This window comes from Thermobifida fusca YX (assembly GCF_000012405.1).
In the GTDB taxonomy this organism is placed as follows: domain Bacteria; phylum Actinomycetota; class Actinomycetes; order Streptosporangiales; family Streptosporangiaceae; genus Thermobifida; species Thermobifida fusca.
In genome coordinates, this window is record NC_007333.1 from 2372968 (window position 1) to 2394363 (window position 21396).

At 65.4% G+C, this 21396-nt stretch carries 14 protein-coding genes, 3 rRNA genes and 1 pseudogene; 3 read left to right on the forward strand and 15 right to left on the reverse strand.

Translation table 11 applies throughout. From position 1 onward, the window contains the following. Positions 1 to 49 precede the first annotated feature (49 nt). From TFU_RS09985 to TFU_RS10015, 8 genes and pseudogenes are all read right to left on the reverse strand, one after another. Positions 50 to 973 carry a hypothetical protein gene (locus TFU_RS09985; protein ID WP_011292451.1) on the reverse strand — a complete coding sequence of 308 codons (924 nt, stop codon included), beginning with the start codon at positions 971 to 973 and terminating at the stop codon, positions 50 to 52. Positions 974 to 985: 12 nt separating this feature from the next. After that, a complete protein-coding gene (locus TFU_RS09990; protein ID WP_011292452.1) occupies positions 986 to 2002 on the reverse strand; it encodes a copper transporter in 1017 nt (338 codons plus the stop codon). Continuing rightward, a pseudogene (gene steA / locus TFU_RS09995) lies at positions 1999 to 3204 on the reverse strand (putative cytokinetic ring protein SteA). The gene TFU_RS09990 and the pseudogene steA overlap by 4 nt, the downstream one beginning before the upstream one ends. Positions 3205 to 3342: 138 nt before the next feature. After that, on the reverse strand, positions 3343 to 5046 hold the full coding sequence (gene recN, locus TFU_RS10000) for a DNA repair protein RecN (protein ID WP_011292455.1): 1704 nt from the start codon (positions 5044 to 5046) through the stop codon (positions 3343 to 3345). Positions 5047 to 5112: 66 nt separating this feature from the next. Further along, entirely contained in the window at positions 5113 to 6093 is a 981-nt protein-coding gene (locus tag TFU_RS10005) for an NAD kinase (protein WP_011292456.1), read from the reverse strand. Positions 6094 to 6208: 115 nt separating this feature from the next. Then, positions 6209 to 7009, reverse strand: a complete 801-nt coding sequence (locus TFU_RS10010) for a TlyA family RNA methyltransferase (RefSeq protein ID WP_011292457.1) — start codon at positions 7007 to 7009, stop codon at positions 6209 to 6211. 103 nt (positions 7010 to 7112) lie between these two features. Further along, positions 7113 to 7286 (reverse strand): hypothetical protein, encoded by a 174-nt coding sequence (locus TFU_RS16210; RefSeq protein WP_011292458.1) that lies wholly within the window; start codon positions 7284 to 7286, stop codon positions 7113 to 7115. Between the two features lie 3 nt (positions 7287 to 7289). Beyond that, entirely contained in the window at positions 7290 to 8057 is a 768-nt protein-coding gene (locus tag TFU_RS10015; protein ID WP_011292459.1) for a hypothetical protein, read from the reverse strand. Positions 8058 to 8410: 353 nt separating this feature from the next. Here TFU_RS10015 and TFU_RS10020 point away from each other — a divergent pair, with 353 nt between their 5' ends. Together TFU_RS10020 and TFU_RS10025 are read left to right on the forward strand one after the other, a co-directional pair. Continuing rightward, the gene (locus tag TFU_RS10020) at positions 8411 to 8761 is read left to right on the forward strand and encodes an SCP2 sterol-binding domain-containing protein (RefSeq protein WP_041428135.1); all 351 of its coding nucleotides are present in this window, start codon (positions 8411 to 8413) and stop codon (positions 8759 to 8761) included. A gap of 497 nt (positions 8762 to 9258) precedes the next feature. Next, the gene (locus TFU_RS10025) at positions 9259 to 10263 is read left to right on the forward strand and encodes an HAD-IIA family hydrolase (protein ID WP_011292461.1); all 1005 of its coding nucleotides are present in this window, start codon (positions 9259 to 9261) and stop codon (positions 10261 to 10263) included. Here the strand turns inward: TFU_RS10025 and TFU_RS10030 are convergent. After that, positions 10241 to 10669 carry a single-stranded DNA-binding protein gene (locus tag TFU_RS10030; protein ID WP_011292462.1) on the reverse strand — a complete coding sequence of 143 codons (429 nt, stop codon included), beginning with the start codon at positions 10667 to 10669 and terminating at the stop codon, positions 10241 to 10243. The genes TFU_RS10025 and TFU_RS10030 overlap by 23 nt on opposite strands. Before the next feature lie 219 nt (positions 10670 to 10888). On the opposite strand from TFU_RS10030, the gene TFU_RS10035 reads away from it, so the two are divergent. Beyond that, a complete protein-coding gene (locus TFU_RS10035; protein ID WP_011292463.1) occupies positions 10889 to 11884 on the forward strand; it encodes an MBL fold metallo-hydrolase in 996 nt (331 codons plus the stop codon). 154 nt (positions 11885 to 12038) lie between these two features. Here the strand turns inward: TFU_RS10035 and TFU_RS10040 are convergent, their stop codons facing one another. From TFU_RS10040 to tyrS, 6 genes are all read right to left on the reverse strand, one after another. Next, entirely contained in the window at positions 12039 to 12527 is a 489-nt protein-coding gene (locus TFU_RS10040) for an NUDIX domain-containing protein (RefSeq protein ID WP_011292464.1), read from the reverse strand. Positions 12528 to 12629: 102 nt separating this feature from the next. Beyond that, entirely contained in the window at positions 12630 to 13559 is a 930-nt protein-coding gene (locus tag TFU_RS10045; RefSeq protein ID WP_370491995.1) for a tetratricopeptide repeat protein, read from the reverse strand. Positions 13560 to 13847: 288 nt separating this feature from the next. Further along, a 5S ribosomal RNA gene (rrf, locus tag TFU_RS10050) occupies positions 13848 to 13963 on the reverse strand. A 98-nt stretch (positions 13964 to 14061) separates the two neighbouring features. After that, positions 14062 to 17166, reverse strand: a 23S ribosomal RNA gene (locus TFU_RS10055). 386 nt (positions 17167 to 17552) lie between these two features. After that, positions 17553 to 19090, reverse strand: a 16S ribosomal RNA gene (locus TFU_RS10060). The 16S, 23S and 5S rRNA genes sit together here, the layout of an rRNA operon. Positions 19091 to 19915: 825 nt before the next feature. Beyond that, complete coding sequence (gene tyrS / locus TFU_RS10065) at positions 19916 to 21214, reverse strand: tyrosine--tRNA ligase (protein WP_016188948.1); 1299 nt, start codon at positions 21212 to 21214, stop codon at positions 19916 to 19918. Between the last annotated feature and the right edge of the window lie 182 nt (positions 21215 to 21396).

A 21396-nucleotide genomic window follows, 5' to 3' on the forward strand; every position in this document is an offset into this window, starting at 1 on the left:
CGCTGCCGGACCGTCCGCTTCCCGCGGGCCAGGCCCTGTTCCGTCCCGATCAACCGGGTTGCGTAACCGGCGCGGGAAGCGGGGCGGGACGGCGCCCCCACTCGTCGAGCAGCCGCAGCGGCGGGGTGACCGCGATGACGTGCGTGAAGCTCACGTATTCACTGGCCGCGGTCAGTGCGACCACTCCGGCGAGCAGGCCGAGCCGCGCCCACCGCGGGCAGGAGGCGGCGGCCGCCAAGCCGAGGAGCGCTCCGAGGGCGTTTGCCCCCGCGTCACCGAGCATGGCGCGCTCGCGGAGGTCTTCAGGGAGCAGCGCGCAGGTCGCGCCGAGCAGCGCGGCGGCCACGGGCGCAGCCCCGGGGTGGGCGAGCGCGGAGGACCCTGTCAGGAGCGCCACTTTGGCGGCCCGCCCCGGACGCAGGTCGAACAGGTTGAGCAGGTTGGCGCTTCCCGCAATCAACGCCCCATCGACCAGCGTGTCCACCGCGGTGCGGTTCAAGGTTGCAGCGGCTGCCAGGCCGCTCGCGCCGATCCCCGCGATTTTGACGGCTCCTGTGGTGAGGCGGCCGCGTGCCAGCGCGCCCACGTGCCCGCGGAAACCCCGTGAAGAGCCGGACCCGTACAGGTCGTCGTAGGCGCCGAACACCGCTGCCCCGCCCCCGGCGAGGACGGCTGCCACGCGCAGCGCAGGCCGGATCCCCGGGGTGAGTGCGATCCCCGCGCAGGCGCCGGCTGCCACCGCGGGCCCTTCCAGCAGGGTGACCCGCTCCCCCCGGTAGTTGACACGGTTCCACTTTCCCCGGGGATGAGCGGTGCCCCACCGGTCGGTCAGCACCCGGTACAGGCCGCGGGCCGCAACCGCGCCCACCCCTGCGGCGAGGACCGCCGCGCCGGTGGTGCGCCACGCCGGGGTAAGGGCGTCCCGGAGTCGAGGACGGTTACGAGCCTGGGTGGTGAAGAAACGGAGCAGCATGGTTCGGACTCACTAAGGTTCGTCGTCGACAGCAGAAAGGGCACCGGACGGGGTGGGAGTCGGTTCCGGCCGCGGGGTGGGGAGGACTTCCGGCAGGAAACCGTCGGCCTGCGCGCCAATGCCGTAGTGGCCGGGGCGGCCTTCCACCGCTGTCGCCAACGCCAGCACGGTGACGACGTCGCCCGGCGCGGTGCCGGCGATGTCCACGGTGGTGAACCGGGCTTTTTCGGTGCGCGCCTGCCCGATGACACCGTGCGGGTCGGCTGCGTCCGGCGGCCCCGCCAGCACCGTGGCGATCCCGACCTGGTCAAGAGCGCGGGCGAACGCCAGCATGATCGCGTTGGCGGGCGGGGTGGCCGCCGGATCCTCGGCGTCACGCTCGTCAGCGAACGCGAACGGTTCCGCGGGGGCGAGCAGGAGTGCCGCATCCGCCCGGCCCGCGGGTTTGCCGTGCACGGCGAGCAGCCCCGACGTGACGTATCCGGCGAGGACACTGTCCGGGTCGAAGCCGGTGTCGGCACGCTGGTCGTCCTCGAAGGCGAGCAGCGCCTGGGCGAGTTCGGCGCCGGCCTGCTCGTAGGGGTTGTCGTAGGAGACGTTGAGGCCTTCAGCCCACCGGTCGGCGACTTTGGCGACGTGGGTGGCTTCAGCGGGGTCGAGGTAGCGTTCCGTGAGAGTGATACGGCCCACGACCGTGCCCCCGGCGTGCCGCAACTGCTCCACGACTGCGTCGCGCAGCGTAGGGTCCACTCCGTCCGGCTCCACCACGACGATCCGCACGTCGGTGAGCCTGCGGTCGAGCATCACCGTCTCGTAGGCGGCGATGAGCTGCGCGGCACCGGCGTTGAACTGGTCCGCCACATCCTTGTCGGCGCGCAGCCGCTCGCTCTGCAGCCGCAACTGCTCTGTCTCCTCTTTGAGGGTGTGCAGCAGCGGGTCTTGCAGCATCGTGCTGCCCAGCACGATGCCGACAGTGAGTGCCAGGAAGATCGCGACTGTGGAGACCAGGTGGTAGCGGAAGTCGATCACGCGAAAAGCCCCGTGAGCCAGTAGTAGAACGCGTCCCACCGCGCAGCGAGGAAGGTCATGTAGACCTGTCCGGCTGGAGAGCAGTAGGCCGCGACGACGATGGTGAGCAGGCTGGCTGCTACGAGCAGGAGCAGCGTCCACGGCGAGATCCGGCTGCGGTAGAGACGGCTGACGCCTTTAGCGTCGACGAGTTTGCCGCCGACCCGCAGGCGGGTAAGGAACGTGCTGGCCATTCCCGCGCGTCCTTTGTCGAGGAACTCTTCGAGGGTGGCGTGGGTGCCGACCGCAACGATGAGCGCGGCTCCCGCTTCGTCGGCGAGCATCATCGCCACGTCCTCGCTGGTCCCGGTGGCGGGAAACACCACGGCCTCGTAGCCGAGCTCGGTGAGGCGCCGCAATCCGGGCGCCCGCCCGTCCCGGTAGGCGTGGACGACGAGTTCCGCGCCGCAGGCCAAGGCTCGGTCAGAGACCGAGTCGAAGTCACCGACGATGATGTCAGGCCGGTATCCGGCTTCCAGAAGCGCGTCCGCGCCGCCGTCCACTCCGATGATGACCGGGCGGTATTCGCGGATGTAGGGGCGGAGCGCTGCCAGATCCTCCCGGTAGTGGTAGCCGCGCACCACGATCAGCACATGCCGGCCTTCGATCGGCGTGGTGATCTCGGGAACGCCGACGCCTTCCAACAGGAGCGCCCGCTCGCGTTTGAGGTACTCCATCGTGTTGGCGGCGAACGCTTCAAGCTAGACGGCCAGGCCGGCGCGGGCTTCGGCCATGGCGGCTTTGATCGATTCGGCGTCCTGCTCCACCCCCTTGGCCACGACCGTGTCACCGCGCAGCAGGGTGTTGCCCTCCAACCGGAGACGCTCCCCCTCTTCGATCTGCGTGAAGATCTCCGGCCCTACCTCGTCGACGAGGGGGATCCCTGCTTCGACGAGGAGCTGCGGCCCCAGGTTGGGGTAGCGGCCGCTGATACTTTTGGCGGCGTTCACTACCGCGGAGACCCCGCACTCGACGAGAGCCTCAGCACTGACCCGGTCGAGGTCAACGTGGTCAATGATCGCAATATCGCCGGGTTTGAGGCGTTTAGTGAGGTTTTTGGTGCGGCGGTCAGCGCGGACCGGCGCGGTCACGCCGGTCACCCCGTAGGGCTTGGCGCGACGGAGTCTGATCAATCGCGCACTCAGCGCGGTCGGAACCTTCATCGCCCGCATACTGCCACGGAAAGTGAAAACTCAGTGACATAGAGTGCCGCATCGGCGTGTCGACACTTCCGTGGCCCGCCCCGCAGGCGGCAACCTCACCGCGCGCAGCCGGAAGCCCTCTTGCGGGCGCCGCCCAGCTCAGCCCCGATTCCGTTCCGCCTCCGCAAGCGTGAGAAGCTCCTCCGCGTGCGCTTGGCCGAGCTCGGAATCCTCCATCCCCGCCAACATGCGGGAAAGCTCCCGGACCCGCCCCCCGCGGTCCAACCGGATCACCCCACTGGACGTGACCATGCCGTCACTGGACTTCTCCACCACCAGGTGCACGTCAGCGAAAGCCGCCACCTGCGGCAGATGAGTGACCACAATGACTTGGGCGCTCCGCGCCAACCGGGCGAGCCGCCGACCGATCTCCACTGCCGCCTTACCACCGACCCCGGCATCCACCTCGTCGAACACAAAAGTCGGCACCGGGTCAGCACCCGCGAAAACCACCTCGATCGCCAGCATGACACGGGACAGCTCCCCACCGGACGCCCCCTTGTGCAACGGCAACGGCGGGGCGCTGGGATGCGGCGCGAGCAACAGCTCCACCTCGTCCCGCCCGTACGGGCCGAACTCTTCACCGGTACGGATCCGCACCGACACCCGGGCGTGCGGCATCGCCAGCGCGGTGAGCTCCTCGGTGACCGCCGCCCCGAACCGCTCCGCGGCCTGGGTACGGATCGCGGTGAGCTTGTCCGCAAGCTCAGTCATCCGCTCCCGCAACTCGGCTTCTTCCGCGGTGAGCTGCTCGATCCGCTCGTCGTCGCCCTCCAGCTCGGTCAACCGCTTACTGGCGTCCTCCGCCCAGGCGAGGATCTCCTCGGCCGTGTCCCCGTACTTGCGGGACAACTGGGCCAGCAGCGCCCGACGCTCCTGGACTGCGGCCAGCCGCGCAGGATCAGCATCCACCGACTCGGCGTACGACGCCAGCTCGGTAGCGGCGTCACTGATCATGTAACTGACCTCATCAAGCCGGTCAGCGAGCGCGGCCAGCGTCGTGTCGTGCTGGCGGACCGCAGCCAACGCCTGCCGCGCCCCCGCCAGCAGCGTGGTGACGTCCACTTCCACGCCGGAAGCAGGATCACCGACCAAAGCCTCGTGCGCGGTGGTCGCAGCCATCCGCAGCGCATCAGCGTGCGCCAGGCGCGTCTCCTCCGCCAACAGCTCCGCCTCTTCCCCAGGACGGAGCTCCGCCGCAGCGATCTCCTCAATCCCGAACCGCAGCAAGTCTGCTTCCTGGGCACGCTCCCGGGCCCGCGTGACCAGCTCCGTCAACTCCGCCGACACCTCCTGGTGCCTGCGGTAGGCAGCCGTGTACGCGCCCAACGTCTTCTGCAGTTCCTCGCCCGCATACCGGTCCAGCGCGGCGCGCTGCCGGTCGGTGCGGAGCAGCCGCTGCTGGTCCGACTGGCCGTGCACCGCCACCAGGTCATCAGCCAAGTACGCCAGCAGGCTCACCGGGGCAGACCGGCCCCCCACCGACGCCCTGGACCGGCCCTCCGCTGACACACTGCGGGAGATGATCAGCACCCCGTCGTCGAGCTCCCCGCCGGCCTCCTCCACCCGCCGGGCGACCTTGCTGCCGGGGTCGACCGTCAACCGTCCTTCCACCACCGCCCGGCTCGCCCCAGGACGCACCCGCTGCGGGTCGGCCCGGCCGCCGAACAGCAGCCCCAGACCCGTGACCACCATCGTCTTGCCCGCACCGGTCTCGCCGGTGACCACGGTGAACCCTGGGGACAGCTCCACCACGGCGTCGTCAATCACGCCGAGACCTTGGATTCGGACTTCTTCGAGCACCGAACTCTCTCCCGTAATCACCACTGCTGCGGCACTGTGCGGTTCACCCGCGTCCGCCCGGACCGCCTATCCGCTGTCGCGTTCCGCCGCCCGTCCCCGCCAACCTGCCACTGGGAGAGCGAACTTCGCGACGAGCCGATTGGTGAACGGTGCCTGCTGCAACCGAGCCAAACGCACCGGTGTCTTCGACCGTGAGATCTCCACCCGCGCTCCAGCGGGCAATTCGACCCTACGACGTCCATCACACCAGAGCACCCCGTCAGTCGTCTCCGGCAGGACCTCCAGTGCGATCACCGCATCCGGGGCGACCACCAGCGGCCTCGCGAACAAAGCGTGCGCGCTCAACGGCACAACCAGCAGCGCCTCCACAGAAGGCCACACAATCGGACCGCCTCCCGAGAACGCGTGCGCGGTCGAACCGGTGGGTGTCGCACACACCACCCCGTCGCACCCCCACCGGGAGAGCGGGCGCCCATCGATCTCCAGCACCACTTCCAGCATGCGGCCCGACTCGACCTTCTCCGCAGTGGCCTCGTTCAACGCCCAGGTGCGCACCGCAGGTGCCGCACTGGTGCGCCCGCCGTTGTAGACCGCCACATCGATGGTCATCCGCTCCTCAACCGAGTAGTCGCGCTCGACCACGCAGCGGACCGTATCCGACAAGTCGTCGCGCTCCGCCTCAGCGAGGAAACCCACGTGCCCGAGGTTGACCCCCAGCAGCGGCGCCCCGGCAGGCCGGGCGAGCTCCGCGGCACGCAACAGGGTGCCGTCCCCGCCCAGCACCATGATGAGCTCGGTTCCCGCGGCAGCGTCCGCCCCCGGTTCCACGACCTCCACCGGCTGCATCCGCGCACCGGTCTTTCTGATCGCCTCGATTTCGGAGGCGAGCATCCGCACCGTCACCCCGGCGCGGGTCAGGCTTTCGTGGACGAGGCGCGCACTGCGCAGGGCGGCGGGACGTCCCGTGTGGGCCAGGAGAAGCACGGTGCGGTTGGTCGTCTCTCCAGCCACGCCGCCGAACCGATCCGTACTTTCGCTGGTCTTCACAGAGGGCCCTCCTCGTCGCCGGGGCTGGCACCGCATCACCGCGACGCCAGTTGATCGCCAAGTGGCCGAGTTACGTTATCCAACCCTGAGTAGCGGGCGGACACGCGGCCTACGGCTATTGCGGTCCCTCCGCGACCGCCCGCTCCAGCTGGCGCTCGTCGAGCGGGGCGGCGCCAGAGCGCAGCCACAGGAAATACTCGACATTACCGGATGGCCCCGGTAGCGGACTGGCAGTGACCCCGCATACCCCTAACCCGAGAGTCCAGGCGTGGGCGGCGACATCCCGCACCGCGGAGGCACGCGCTTCCGGATCGCGGACCACCCCTTTAGCACCGACCCGTTCCCGGCCCACCTCGAACTGCGGTTTGACCAGGAGCACGAAATCGGCGTCGGAGGCGGCGCACGCGAGGAGCGGAGCGAGCACGAGCCGCAGCGAGATGAACGACAGATCAGCGACCACCAGGTCGGGGCGGGGCTCGCCGACCTGGTCGGGGGTGAGCTCGCGGACATTCTGCCGTTCCAGCACCGTCACCCGGGGATCGGACCGCAGCGACCACGCCAACTGTCCGTAGCCCACGTCGACCGCGACCACGTGGGCGGCGCCGCGCCGGAGCAGAACATCGGTGAATCCCCCAGTGGACGCACCCGCATCCAGGCAGCGCCGCCCAGTCACGTCAACCGCGAAAGCGTCGAGCGCCCCGATGAGCTTGTAGGCGCCCCGGGAGACGTACACCGGCTCGTCGTCAGCCTGCTCCACCACGATCGCCTGGTCGACACCCACCTGGGTCGCGGCCTTGGTGGCGAGGGTGCCTGCCACACGGACCCGGCCTGCCGCGATGAGTTCAGCCGCATGGGCCCGGGAACGCGCGTGGCCGCGCCGGACCAGTTCGGCGTCGAGTCGGCTACGTCTAGCCATAGCGGGGTGTACGTCTCCTTCTCACTGTCAGAGCTGTCGTCCCTCCAACCGTACGCTCCCCAACCGGGTGCCCCGCACGGTCTTCCGTACCACGCCCAGCGGGTCAGCGGACCGCGCCCTGGCCGGGCGCATCCAGGACGGACAGCACCGCGGCCAGCTCCTGGTGCACGGTCTCGAACACGGTGACGTGCTCGTGCACGGGAAGGCTGTCCAAGGAGTCCAGCCGGGCCTGCACTTGGTCGATGACGCGTTCCGCGAGCGCTTCTTCGTCAGTCATGGCCTACTTTCCGCTCCGGGCTGCACTACGGCGGGCTGCAGCGCGTTTGCTCTGGGACTTCGTGGCGCGGGCGCGGCCGCTCTTCGTCTTCCCGCCGCGGGCCGTCGACTCTGCAGCCGCGGTCTCGTCTTTCCCGGTCTCCTCAGCTTTCCCGGTCTCCTCAGCGGCGGATTCCTGAGCGGTCGAGGCTGCACCAGGATCCGGGGTGTTGGATTCCGGTACGGCAGTCTTCGCGATCTCCTCCGCTACGCCAGCAGCCTCAGTGCTGGGGGTTTCCGCGCTCCTCGTTTCAGCGGAGGGCGAGGCCTGGTCTGTCGCCACGGTAACCGCCGCAGCTTCGACAGCAGACTCCGGTTCCTCGGCCGCGACCCGGCGCCGCTGGGTCGCGGTGACCGCGGCCAACCGCCGTTCCAGCTCGCTGACCCGGCGCGCTAACCGCTCATAGTCCTCTCGCGGCACAACGTCGAGGCGGTCCAGGACTCGCGCGACCTCAGCCTCCACGAGTCGGCTGAGTGCGGCACGGTTGCTCTGGTTGGTTTCAATCAGCTCGGTGGCCAACGCCTGAATACTGGGGCCGACCCGCGCGCTGAGCAGCGCAGCCTCCCCACCTTCCGGCTCGTTCTTGGGAAGCTCAGAGCTCCGCGTTGGTGCCCCTGGGCGTTCTTCACTCTCCCGGATCAGGATTTTGGCTACCGCAACCGCGTGTTTCCTCGTGAGTTCGGTGAGGCCGCTGGCGGCTTCCAGATAGGCGCGTACCACTTCGACGACCATGAAACATGCTCCTCGCAGAAATCCGGGTGAACCAGTTGCGGTGCCTGATACGGGAAGACTTGAGAGAAAAACTACCGTTCTTCGAGCGCAGGCAAAGGCGATCTCAACTCTCGGACAGGAACCGGTCTCCGCTCCACCGCAGCCCTGGCGAGGGAGTGCCGTGCCGAGCAGCAGGGAACGGCGGGCGCACACCCGCCCTGTGGTTTCCTCGCTCACTGGGGCGCGCTGGCCTGGCGCCGCGCCGCACCGGGCTTCCTGGTGCACAGGGAAACCTTCCGGGCCTGCCCGGCACGGGCGCCTGCATGCCGCGTTCTCCCCGGTTCACGGCCGACTGATCGTGCAGTATGAAAGGTATGGCCACCCTCAACGAATGCCGTTCCGCTCTCGACCTGGTCTCTGCGCGCATCACTCAGTTCGACGAAGCACAGCGGCGCGCCCACATCGTGGAACGGACGATCAGCTTGACCATCAGCGACCTGGACAGCGTCTTCGACATGCGGTTGACCCCGCACGGCCTGGTCGACATCACCCCCCGCCCCTCTACCGCCGCAGGCAACCGCGCCCAAGTGCGTATCACGATCAGCAGCGACGACCTTGTCGCGTTGGCCGAAGACCGCTTGGACTACGCCAAAGCCCTGTTCACTGGTCGCGTCAAAGTGAAAGCGAGCCTCAGCGACATGGCGCGGCTGCGCAAACTGCTGTAGCTCTCCACCCGAGTCTGCAGCAGCACCGCAACGCCGCAGCCCTGTGCTTCCCGAACCGGCACCCGGCCCACCTCCGCGCTCTGCCGTTCCTGCCGCCTCAACCAGCACCCCTGCTGTTCCCGGGATCTGCGCCGGAGCGTCCTCAGCGAGCCCTCCGTTGGCTTCGCCAGGGCCCGGGTACCCTTCTTCATTCGGGTGGATGTCGCCGCCTGTCCTCTCACCGTTCCGATGGAGGTTTCTCCGTTCCTCTTGTCTGCTGTACCGGCTGTGCCCTGCAGCCGTCCGCCACGATGCTCCACGGTAGCGGGCTCTTCTCTTTGTCCCAGCGTCCGAGGATCAAGGGCGGTCGGCGTGGGTGCTCTGTGGCCTGCCCCTGTTTCTTCCGCACCCGTTCCCGACCGGTGCGGCCCCGTCCCTGACTCTCCCGGTGCAGGGACCACCTCCAGCCTCGCGCCGGGCTTCCCGTCTGGCTCCACCGACCACAGCAACGGACGACGATGACTCTGCTGACCGCATCCCAACCGCTGCACTCGCTGTACGACGCGGCCCTCATCGACTTGGATGGGGTCGTCTACCTTGGCCCACGTGTAGTCCCCGCTGCCCCGGAAGCGGTAGCGAAGGCGCGCGCCCAAGGCATGCGGGTGGCTTTCGTGACCAACAATGCGTCGCGTACCCCGGCTGCTGTTGCCGAGCACCTCACCGCCCTGGGGGTAACCGCGGCAGCCGACGAAGTGGTCACCTCCGCCCAGGCCGCGGCCCGCCTGATCGCGGAACGGTTTCCCCCCGGATCACCGGTACTGGTCGTCGGGGACACCGGGCTGCGCCAGGCAGTGCGGGCCCACGGCCTGCGCCCGGTGACGACCATCCACGACCGCCCAGTCGCTGTAGTCCAGGGATATTCCCCCCGGCTCGGTTTCGATCTGGCTGTTGAAGGAGCGTTGGCCGTGGCCGCGGGCGCGCTGTTCGTGGTCAGCAACAACGACGCTACGGCCCCCATGGGTCGCGGTATCCAGCCGGGCAACGGGTCCTTTGCCCGAGTGATCGCCCACGCCACCCACCAGGAACCGCTTGTGGCAGGCAAACCGGAACCCCCCTTGCATGAGGAGGGGGTGCGCCGCACCGGTGCCGTCAACCCCCTGGTGATCGGTGACCGCTTGGACACCGATATCGAAGGTGCACACCGGCGCGGTGCAGCGAGCATGCTGGTCCTCACCGGGGTGACCACCCCGGTGGATCTCCTCCTCGCCCCGCCGCAGCGTCGGCCCTCCTACCTCGCCTACGACATTGGCGGACTCAACGAACCCCATCCCGAAGTGCTGTGGGACGGTCGCGAAGCGCGCTGCGGAGGATGGACTGCGACAGTCCACTCAGACCGGCTGCTCTTGCAGGGGTCCGGGGAACGGCTGGACGGCCTGCGCGCCCTCTGTGTCGCGGCATGGCAGAGCGGCCGCGTGTTCGCCCCCGACTCTCTCCACGAAGTCACTGGCATCCTCGGCTGGTAACCGCGGAAGAGTCAGCCGCTTTGACGCGCCGCGCTGTCTTGGCTTCCACCTCGAACACGCTGGCCGCGCCGTGCACAGAGCGCCAGAACCGCCGCCGCAGCGCCCCGGTGACCTGAACTGTGTCGCCGATCCGCCAATCCCGGGTGAGTTCCACCATGTCCCGGTGGAAGCTGACACAGGTGATGGGATCCGCTTCCTGCCGGGGACGCCGCTTTGACGAAGGCCGGTTCACTGCGATACGCCAGGTCACCAACTGGCCGCCGTTGTGCAGCTCCCGAACCGACGGTTCGGCGATCACACGCCCGGCGAGCAGAATCTCGTTACGGTGCTCAACTTCTTCGCACGTCTGCCATCCAGCGGGCGTACCGCGCCGGGAGGAGCTCGGGAGCGCCGACGGGTTGTCCATGGTGGTCCTCTCCAACCGGAAACCGATCGTGCCGCGCCCTACCGCGACACCCTGTCTCACTCCAGAGTCGCCCAACCACTCCGAGTTACGGAAGCCGACATCGCTTCCCTGTGGATAACCAGGGTGTGCCGCGGCCAGCGGATCCCTGGACGGGTTCCCGGAAACCACGTGAACTAGATTCGGTTCTGGTGGCGAAGAGTCGAGGAAAGGAAACAGCACATGGCGGAGCAGACGGCCGGGGCCGCCGCGGAGGACATCGTCGCCCTCGGTGACGACGTCTTCGCGATCGACACCCGGATGGCGGGCTACCCGGGGATCACCTCGAGCTACCTGATCCGTTCCGAACGTCCCTGCGTGGTGGAAGTCGGCACCGCCGGATCCGCGCCGGTGCTCCGCGACGCCCTGCATTCCCTGGGAGTGGAAGCGCAGGACTTGGCCACCGTGGTGGTCACCCACATCCACTTGGACCACGCGGGCGGCACCGGGGAGATCGCCCGCATGTTCCCCAATGCCGAAATCATCGTCCACGAACGCGGTGCCCGCCACCTCGCCGACCCGACCCGGTTGATGAACAGCGCCCGCATGGTGTGGGGAGACCGGCTGGAGGTGCTGTTCGGCGAGATGGCGCCCACGGAAGCGACCCGCATCCGGGCAGTGGACACTGGCGCAACCATCGACTTGGGCGCAGGCCGCACCCTCACCGCCTACTACTCGCCTGGCCACGCCAAACACCACATCGGCCTCGTAGATTCGGCGACCGGCGACCTGTACGTGGGCGATGCAGCGGGAATGTACAACCCCTACACCGGTGATGTGCGTCCCGCCACGCCTCCCCCCGACTTCAACCTGGCAGCGGCCCTGGACTCGCTGCGGCTGTTCAGTGACATCAAACCGCAGCGGCTCATGTTCTCCCACTTCGGGGCGGTCAGCGACGTAGAACCGGTCTTGGAGCGCTCCGTGGAGGAGCTGCGGCTGTGGGTGGAGACCGTACGGGAGTCGCACAGCACCGCCGGCGACCTCGACCATGCAGTCGCCTTGGTGCGTGAGCGGGTGCGGGAACGCTACCGTCCTCTCCCGGACGAGGTTCCGCAAGGAACCCAGGAGGTCTTGGAGATCCTCTGCGGGGAGGAAGGCAACGTCTCCGGCATCATGCACTGGTTGGACCGGCTCGCAGCGGAGCAGGCCGCTGCAGCACAGGACTCCCCGCGACAATAGCACGGCTGCGCGTCGCGGATCAGCGGTTTCCCGGGCGGCAGGTCTCCTCTCGTCCCCTGTCGCAGCCTGCCGCCCAGGCGCCCCAACAACAGCCCGTTCTATGTGTCGGCGCGCCGCACGGCTGCTGGCAGAGCGCAACCGAACTCCTCAGAGCTCACAGGGTTGTCGTTCCAGCCGCAGGGGGCGCCTCTCCTGGGTCGGAGCGTGGAGTATCGGGTCCGTTCAAGAGGCCGAGCTCGGTGAGCAGGTAGGCGTAGAGGCCGTCGGTGAACGACAGGTCGGAAGGCAGCGTGTCGAAAGCCCGCACTTCCATGGTCTCGTGCTCCCCGGTCAACGGGTGCAACGCCGCGGCCTGGGCACAGGTCACCACAGTGGTGTGCCCGTTCGGCAGCACGTAGTAGCCGACAGCCCGCAAGCCTGCCAGCTCTGCCCCGGCTTCCTCCCACGCTTCACGACGCGCGGTCGCTTCAATATCCTCCCCAGGTTCGGCATGGCCGCCCGGGAACTCCCAGGCTCGGTCCCGGTGGCGGACCATGACCAGGTGCCGCCCCGACACCAGCAGCACGACCACCGAGTCGTGGCTGGCAGGGAGGCTCCCCAGGTGGACGATGGCCCCGTTCAACGGGGGTGGGTTCACAGCCATGGAAACAGGAATACGTGAAGGGAAAAGGTGCGTTCCGGTACAGCCACTCCTGGCCGTACCGGAACGCAATAGATGAGTGAATCGGGTCTAGCGGGTGTCGTGCTACTGGTCGGATGAGTCCGCTGCGGGAGCCTTCGACTCTTCCGGCTCCACAGCACTCAATGCGAAGTCCTCCGCATCGCTCCACACCACGTCGTCGCCGACGTCGACAATCTCGAGTCCTTCCAACGCGGCCAGACGCTCGTCGGCGTCGGTCACCCCTTCCCGGTCTACAGCAGACGCTCGGGAGAAGTATTCGCGGGCTTCCCCTTTGCGGCCCAGCTCTTCCAGCACGTCGGCATAGGCGTAGAACAGCCGTGCCACCCAGGGGCGTGCCCGGTGTTCCTTCAACTGCGGGCATTGCAGTTCCACCAGGGCCCCTTGCAGGTCCCCCATGTCACGTCGCGCCCCCGAAGCAACAATGCGCAGCTCGACTTGGTGCGCGACGTCAAGCTCGTCGATCGGGGCCTCGCGGATGATCTCCAACGCACGTTCGGGGCGCCCCAGTCCCCGCTCGCAGTCAGCGATCATGGGGAGATAGATGTCCTGCCCCGTGATACGACGGGCAGCCCGCAGGTCGGACAGGGCTTCCTGCCACCGTCCGGTCAGATAGGCAGCGATACCAGCGGCTTCACGCACCGCGCCGACCCGGGACGCCTTACGGCGGGCATAAAGAGCATGCTGGTAGGCACGCTCCGGGTCTTCATTGAGGAAGTCTCCTGCAGCGACCAAGTGCCTGGCCACCAGCTCCGCCAGGAATTTAGGGAGAGTGCGCAGCTCTTTGCGGATCTCCAGGTCCAAGCGGTGCGGATGGGCGTTCTTAGGCAGCTGGGGAGCAGCGTCTTTCCCCGTGCCTGCTGTTTCTCCCCCCGACGTGAGGTTCTCTGGCTGCTTCTCCCGGCTGGGAGACGGCGTTGTAGGTTCTGGGCGGTCGCCGTAGCCGGCCTCCTTCTTCCGCGAGGAGCGGCGGCCCTGACCAGACTTCCCCCGCACTCTGCCATAACCGAACCGGGAGCTTTCCCGTCGCCGTTGACCATGTCTGCCGGATCGGAAACCTTTCCGGTTTCGGGTCCCAGAACCGTCGCGCCTCTCCGATCGGCTGTCGTCAGTCATGTTCCGTCCGTAAACAGTCAAAAACGCTGCCACTTGTCCGTAGCAGCGCGAAATGATTCAAAGATGCACGTCAACTCTACGGTACCGGTGAATCGTATATTGACCGTGCAAAGAAGTAGAAAAACAAAGTGGGGGTGGAACGGTTGTTCCACCCCCACTCACACATGTGTACGGCGGTGTCCTACTCTCCCACCCCACCACAGGGCAGTACCATCGGCGCTGGGCGGCTTAACGACCGGGTTCGGAATGGGACCGGGTGGACCCCGCCCGCTATGACCGCCGTAACCCTCACACCCCCACCAACCACAACCCACAGGCTCTAGGTCATGGGGGAAACCTTCACGCGTGTGTGTTCGTGTGTGCGAGCTGTCCTGTATCTGTGGTGGACAAGCCCTCGGCCGATTAGTACCGGTCAGCTCCACCCCTCACAGGGCTTCCACATCCGGCCTATCAACCCCATCATCTCTAGGGGGCCTTACCCACTCAACGGTGGCAGGAGACCTCATCTTGAAGCAGGCTTCCCGCTTAGATGCTTTCAGCGGTTATCCCTTCCGAACGTAGCCAACCAGCCATGCTCCTGGCGGAACAACTGGCACACCAGAGGTTCGTCCGTCCCGGTCCTCTCGTACTAGGGACAGCCCTTCTCAAGTCTCCAACGCGCGCAGCGGATAGGGACCGAACTGTCTCACGACGTTCTAAACCCAGCTCGCGTGCCGCTTTAATGGGCGAACAGCCCAACCCTTGGGACCGACTCCAGCCCCAGGATGCGACGAGCCGACATCGAGGTGCCAAACCATCCCGTCGATACGGACTCTTGGGGAAGATCAGCCTGTTATCCCCGGGGTACCTTTTAGCCGTTGAGCGACGCCGCTTCCACACGCCGACGCCGGATCACTAGTCCCTGCTTTCGCACCTGCTCGACACGTCCGTCTCACAGTCAAGCTCCCTTATGCACTTACACTCACCACCTGATTGCCAACCAGGCTGAGGGAACCTTTGGGCGCCTCCGTTACCCTTTAGGAGGCAACCGCCCCAGTTAAACTACCCACCAGACACTGTCCCTGAACCGGATCACGGTCCCAGGTTAGATGCCCGAAACAGCCAGAGTGGTATTTCACCAACGCCTCCACCCGAACTAGCGTCCAGGCTTCACAGGCTCCCACCTATCCTACACAAGCCATCCCAAACACCAATGTCAAGCTGTAGTAAAGGTCCCGGGGTCTTTCCGTCCTGCTGCGCGAAACGAGCATCTTTACTCGTAGTGCAATTTCGCCGGGCCCGTGGTTGAGACAGCGGGGAAGTCGTTACGCCATTCGTGCAGGTCGGAACTTACCCGACAAGGAATTTCGCTACCTTAGGATGGTTATAGTTACCACCGCCGTTTACCGGCGCTTAGATTCCCAGCGTCGACACCCAAAAGGCATCTAACCGGTCCTCTTAACGTTCCGGCACCGGGCAGGCGTCAGTCCGTATACCGCGTCTTACGACTTCGCACGGACCTGTGTTTTTAGTAAACAGTCGCTTCCCCCTGGCCTCTGCGACCCCACACAGCTCCAGACGCACGGTCCTTCACCGCACAGGGCTCCCCTTCTCCCAAAGTTACGGGGACAATTTGCCGAGTTCCTTAACCACGGTTCATCCGAACGCCTCGGTATTCTCTACCTGACCACCTGCGTCGGTTTAGGGTACGGGCCGTCCACACACTCGCTAGAGGCTTTTCTCGGCAGTACGGGATCACTCACTTCGGCTCAACGCCTCGACATCACGCCTCACCCACAACAGAGCACGGATTTGCCTATGCTCCGGGCTACACGCTTGACCCGGGACAACCACCGCCCGGTAGAGCTACCCCCCTGCGTCACCCCATCACTTACCTACTACTCCCTTGGACCCCACACCAACACCACCCCCACCCACAAAGGACAGGAGCAGCGCCAGTCTGGTTAGCATCAGAAGCCTCGGTATTGGGCGCGTGCGGACGGGTACGGGAATATCAACCCGTTATCCATCGACTACGCCTCACGGCCTCGCCTTAGGTCCCGACTTACCCTGGGCGGATTAACCTGCCCCAGGAACCCTTAGTCAATCGGCGCACACGTTTCTCACGTGTGTCACGCTACTCATGCCTGCATTCTCACTCCCACGCAGTCCACCACACGATCACTCGGCGGCTTCACCCCACGCAGGACGCTCCCCTACCACACCAACCACACCCACAAAAGGCATGATCAGCATCCACGGTTTCGGCGGTGTGCTTCAGCCCCGCTACATTGTCGGCGCACAATCACTCGACCAGTGAGCTATTACGCACTCTTTCAAGGATGGCTGCTTCTAAGCCAACCTCCTGGCTGTCACAGCAACTGCACAACCTTTCCCACTAAGCACACACTTAGGGGCCTTAACCGATGATCTGGGCTGTTTCCCTCTCGACCACGAAGCTTATCCCCCGCAGTCTCACTGCCGCGCTAGCTTCACCGGCATTCGGAGTTTAGCTGACCTCAGTAACCTTGTCGGGCCCATCAGCCAACCAGTCGCTCTACCTCCGGCAAGCACCACGCGACGCTGCACCTAAATGCATTTCGGGGAGAACCAGCTATCACGGAGTTTGATTGGCCTTTCACCCCTACCCACACCTCATCCCCCAGGTTTTCAACCCTGGTGGGTTCGGGCCTCCACGGAGTCTTACCCCCGCTTCACCCTGGACATGGGTAGATCACCCCGCTTCGGGTCCACAGCATGCGACTCAAACGCCCTCTTCAGACTCGCTTTCGCTACGGCTCCCCCACAACGGGTTAACCTCGCCACACACCATGACTCGCAGGCTCATTCTGCAAAAGGCACGCCATCACCCCACCACAAGCAAGGCTCTGACGGCTTGACAGCACACGGTTTCAGGCACTCTTTCACAACCCCTCACCGGGGCACTTTTCACCTTTCCCTCACGGTACTCGTCCACTATCGGTCACCAGGACGTATTTAGGCTTAGCAGGTGGTCCTGCCAGATTCACACGGGATTCCCCGAGCCCCGTGCTACTCGGGAACGCACCCAACACCCCGCCCACGGATTTCACCTACAGGACTCTCACCTTCTACGGTGCCGTTTCCCACCGGCTTCGGCTATCCGCAACGGCAGTGCTCCAGGCCGGCAGACCCAGACAGGCACGCCCCACAACCCCACACGCGCAACCCCTGCCGAGTATCACACGCGCATGGTTTAGCCTCATCCCCTTTCGCTCACCACTACTCAGGGAATCACTCTTGTTTTCTCCTCCTGCGGGTACTGAGATGTTTCACTTCCCCGCGTTCCCACCAACTGCCCTATACATTCAGGCAGCGGCGACGTGCCATCACGCACGCCAGGTTCCCCCATTCGGACACCCACGGATCAACGCTCGGTTGGCAGCTCCCCGTGGCCTATCGCGGCCTCCCACGTCCTTCATCGGCGCCTGGTGCCAAGGCATCCACCGTGTGCCACACTCGCTTGGCCACCACAGAAACAAGACGCTCGCACACACTATCCACAAATCAAAACCCACGCCACACACCCAACCAACACACACCACACGGCATGCGCCAGCCAGGATGGCCAGAACAACCCCCACACACCCACACCCAAGCCAAAACACTTCAGCCAGAGTGCAACAGGGCCTGCGGGATACGGTTGTTCCCTCAGACACCCAACAGCGCGCCCCCACCCACCACCAACGACAGGCAGGGAAAAGATTGCCTCTCAACCCACCGGGCCACCCCCCAACACACGCGCCACACACCATGCAGCACACAACGGGAGGCGTCCACTTTCGAGCCAGCCGACCACCAACACACGCCAGACACACCCTGCATCCAGCACACAGTCGGCTTCAAGCTCCTTAGAAAGGAGGTGATCCAGCCGCACCTTCCGGTACGGCTACCTTGTTACGACTTCGTCCCAATCGCCAGCCCCACCTTCACACGCTCCCCCCCACAAAGGGTTAGGCCACGTGTTTCGGGTGTTGCCGACTTTCGTGACGTGACGGGCGGTGTGTACAAGGCCCGGGAACGTATTCACCGCGGCGTTGCTGATCCGCGATTACTAGCGACTCCACCTTCATGGGGTCGAGTTGCAGACCCCAATCCGAACTGAGACCGGCTTTAAGAGATTCGCTCCGCCTCACGACATCGCACGCCCTCTGTACCGGCCATTGTAGCATGTTTGCAGCCCAAGGCATAAGGGGCATGATGACTTGACGTCATCCCCACCTTCCTCCGAGTTGACCCCGGCAGTCTCCCATGAGTCCCCACCACCACGTGCTGGCAACATGGGACAGGGGTTGCGCTCGTTGCGGGACTTAACCCAACATCTCACGACACGAGCTGACGACAGCCATGCACCACCTGTCACCGATCCCCGAAGGACCCCCCATCTCTGGAGGATTACCGGTGATGTCAAGCCTTGGTAAGGTTCTTCGCGTTGCGTCGAATTAAGCAACATGCTCCGCCGCTTGTGCGGGCCCCCGTCAATTCCTTTGAGTTTTAGCCTTGCGGCCGTACTCCCCAGGCGGGGCGCTTAATGCGTTAGCTACGGCACGGAAACCGTGGAAAGTCCCCACACCTAGCGCCCAACGTTTACGGCGTGGACTACCAGGGTATCTAATCCTGTTCGCTCCCCACGCTTTCGCTCCTCAGCGTCAGGTAAGGCCCAGAGACCCGCCTTCGCCACCGGTGTTCCTCCTGATATCTGCGCATTTCACCGCTACACCAGGAATTCCAGTCTCCCCTACCTACCTCAAGCCTGCCCGTATCCACTGCACACCCGGAGTTAAGCCCCGGACTTTCACAGCAGACGCGACAGGCCGCCTACGAGCTCTTTACGCCCAATAATTCCGGACAACGCTCGGACCCTACGTATTACCGCGGCTGCTGGCACGTAGTTAGCCGGTCCTTATTCACCACCTACCGTCAACCCCCAGAAAACCAGGGGCCTTCGTGAGTGGTAAAAGAGGTTTACAACCCGAAGGCCTTCATCCCCCACGCGGCGTCGCTGCGTCAGGCTTCCGCCCATTGCGCAATATTCCCCACTGCTGCCTCCCGCAGGAGTCTGGGCCGTGTCTCAGTCCCAGTGTGGCCGGTCGCCCTCTCAGGCCGGCTACCCGTCATCGCCTTGGTAGGCCGTTACCCCACCAACAAGCTGATAGGCCGCGAGCCCATCCCTGACCGGAAAAACACCTTTCCACCCCACACCATGCGGCACGAGGTCATATCCGGTATTAGACCCAGTTTCCCAGGCTTATCCCAGAGTCAGGGGCAGGTTACTCACGTGTTACTCACCCGTTCGCCGCTCGTGTACCCCCGAAGGGGCCTTACCGCTCGACTTGCATGTGTTAAGCACGCCGCCAGCGTTCGTCCTGAGCCAGGATCAAACTCTCCATCACAGGCCTAAACACCAACCCCCACCACACACCCAACAAACAGTGTGCACAACAGGGGGCGGCAAACCTTACAAGAGCTCAACCCCAACCCGGCACCCCACACACACAACGCGCGCAAGGCACCAGATCAAAGGAACCCCCACCCCCACAAACCCAGGGGGCAGGAAGGAGCCAAAAACCACACAAACCCGGCTGTCAAGAAACAACCACGCGCTGTTGAGTTCTCAAGAAACAACCGCCAACCGTCTACAAACCCACACGGGCTCTTCCCCGGATGCGGCACATCATCCTCATCCCAGTCAACAATTCCAACCAGTAATTCACCGGTCGAAAATTGCTGATCGGGAGCTGAGCGTCGAATTCAGACCTTTCATTTGGTCTTTCTTCGAGCTCCTTTTCCAGAGTACCAGCTTCTTCGAGTGCTTCAGACCATCCCTGGTCTGACTGCGCCGGTACCCGTGCCCCTCTGAAGTGAGGGACCTGGAGAGAGGCTACCAGTCGTCGCGGATGCTCTGACCGGAGTCTCTCCCAGCAGCCGTGGTCTTGCAGGCACCTCGAAAGGGAGATGTCTCCCACGGCGGTTTCAGGAGTTTAGTTCGCTGTCCTAGGCATGTCAAACATGCCTGGGCGCCCGGGGGCGCTACCCCGGGATACCGAAGTAGCCTCTGTGAGGCCTCTGCGGCACGTCAGGGAACGTCTGCTGTCCCGCTCGTGCGCTCTATTCAACATCGTAGCGAAAGGTGTTCTTCCCCCACTGGCGAGCCGTAAACATCCGCACAGCAGATTGACGGCCCATCCAGTGGGGGCTACGGCTACTCCACCGAAGCGCTAGCGCAGGATGACTCCCCCGACGTTGCGCTTGCCGCGGCGGAGCACGAGGTAGCGCCCGTGCAGGAGGTCTGCCTCACTCACCCGGGCCTCGATGTCGGTGACCTTGGCGTTGTTCAAGTAAGCGCCGCCCTCCTGGATGGTGCGGCGGGCCGCTGACTTGCTGGGCACCAGACCGGTGGACGCAAAGAGGTCCACCAGCGGGGGAAGCTCCCGGACGGTTCCCGAGAGTTCCACGTGCGGCACCTCCTTCAGCGCAGCCCCCAGAGTGTCGGGGTTCAGGTCGGCGAGAGTGCCGTGGCCGAACAGCGCCTTGCTGGCCTCGATGACGTTGCGGCACTCCTGCTCGCCGTGGACCAAGGTGGTCAGCTCTTCAGCGAGAGCCCGCTGCGCTGCCCGTTCGGCAGGGCGTTCAATGGTCTTCTGCTCCAGCTCCTCGATCTCCTCGCGGGACCGGAAGCTGAAGATCCGCAGGTAGCGGGGGATGTCCCGGTCGTCGGAGTTGAACCAGAACTGGTAGAAGGCGTACGGGCTGGTGAGTTCGGGGTCCAGCCACACTGCTCCGCTCTCGGTCTTGCCGAACTTGGTGCCGTCGGCCTTGGTGAGCAGAGTAGTGGTCAGTGCGTGCGCCGGACCGTGCGGCTCGTTTCCTTCCATGCGGCGGATGAGGTCCAGGCCGGCGGTGATGTTGCCCCACTGGTCGCTGCCGCCGATCTGGAGCGTGCACCCGTGCCTGCGGTACAGCTCCACATAGTCGTAGGACTGCAGGAGGACGTAGCTGAACTCGGTGTAGCTCATGCCCGCGCCCTCAAGCCGGGTCTTGACGGTCTCCCGGGCCAGCATCTGGTTGATGCTGAAGTGCTTGCCGATGTCCCGCAGCAGCCCGATCGCCGTCAGCTTTCCAAGCCACTCCGCGTTGTCCAGCAGCAGGGCGTCCGTGGGTTTCGGCTCCGCGCCCTCAGGGGTGAACTCGAGGAACGATGACAGCTGCCGCTTCAGGTTCCCCACCCACTGCCGAATAGTCTCCGGCGAGTTGAGGGTGCGCTCCGCGTTGGGCTTGGGGTCGCCGATCATCCCGGTAGCCCCACCGACCAGAGCGATAGGGCGGTGTCCCGCTCGTTGGAAGCGAGCCAGGGTCAGTGCCTGGGTCAGGTGCCCGACGTGCAGGCTTCCCGCTGTGGGATCGAAGCCGCAATAGAGGGTGACCGGGCCATCAGCGAGTGCCTTGCGCAGGTCGTCAAGGTCGGTGGTCTGCGCGATGAGTCCGCGCCACTGCAGGTCGTCGATGATGTCGGTCATGGGGTCTTTCCGTAACGGCTCTTCAGACTTCGATGGCCGGGCCACCTGGGGTTCACCGACCGCTTCCCTACGGTATCGGTTTGTCGCGCGAACCGATGCGACGGCGGTGCTGCCTCCCCGCCGGGGGCAGGTCCGCGCTCTTGACTTCATACGCTAGAGCACTCGGCTACGAAGCCTGTCCG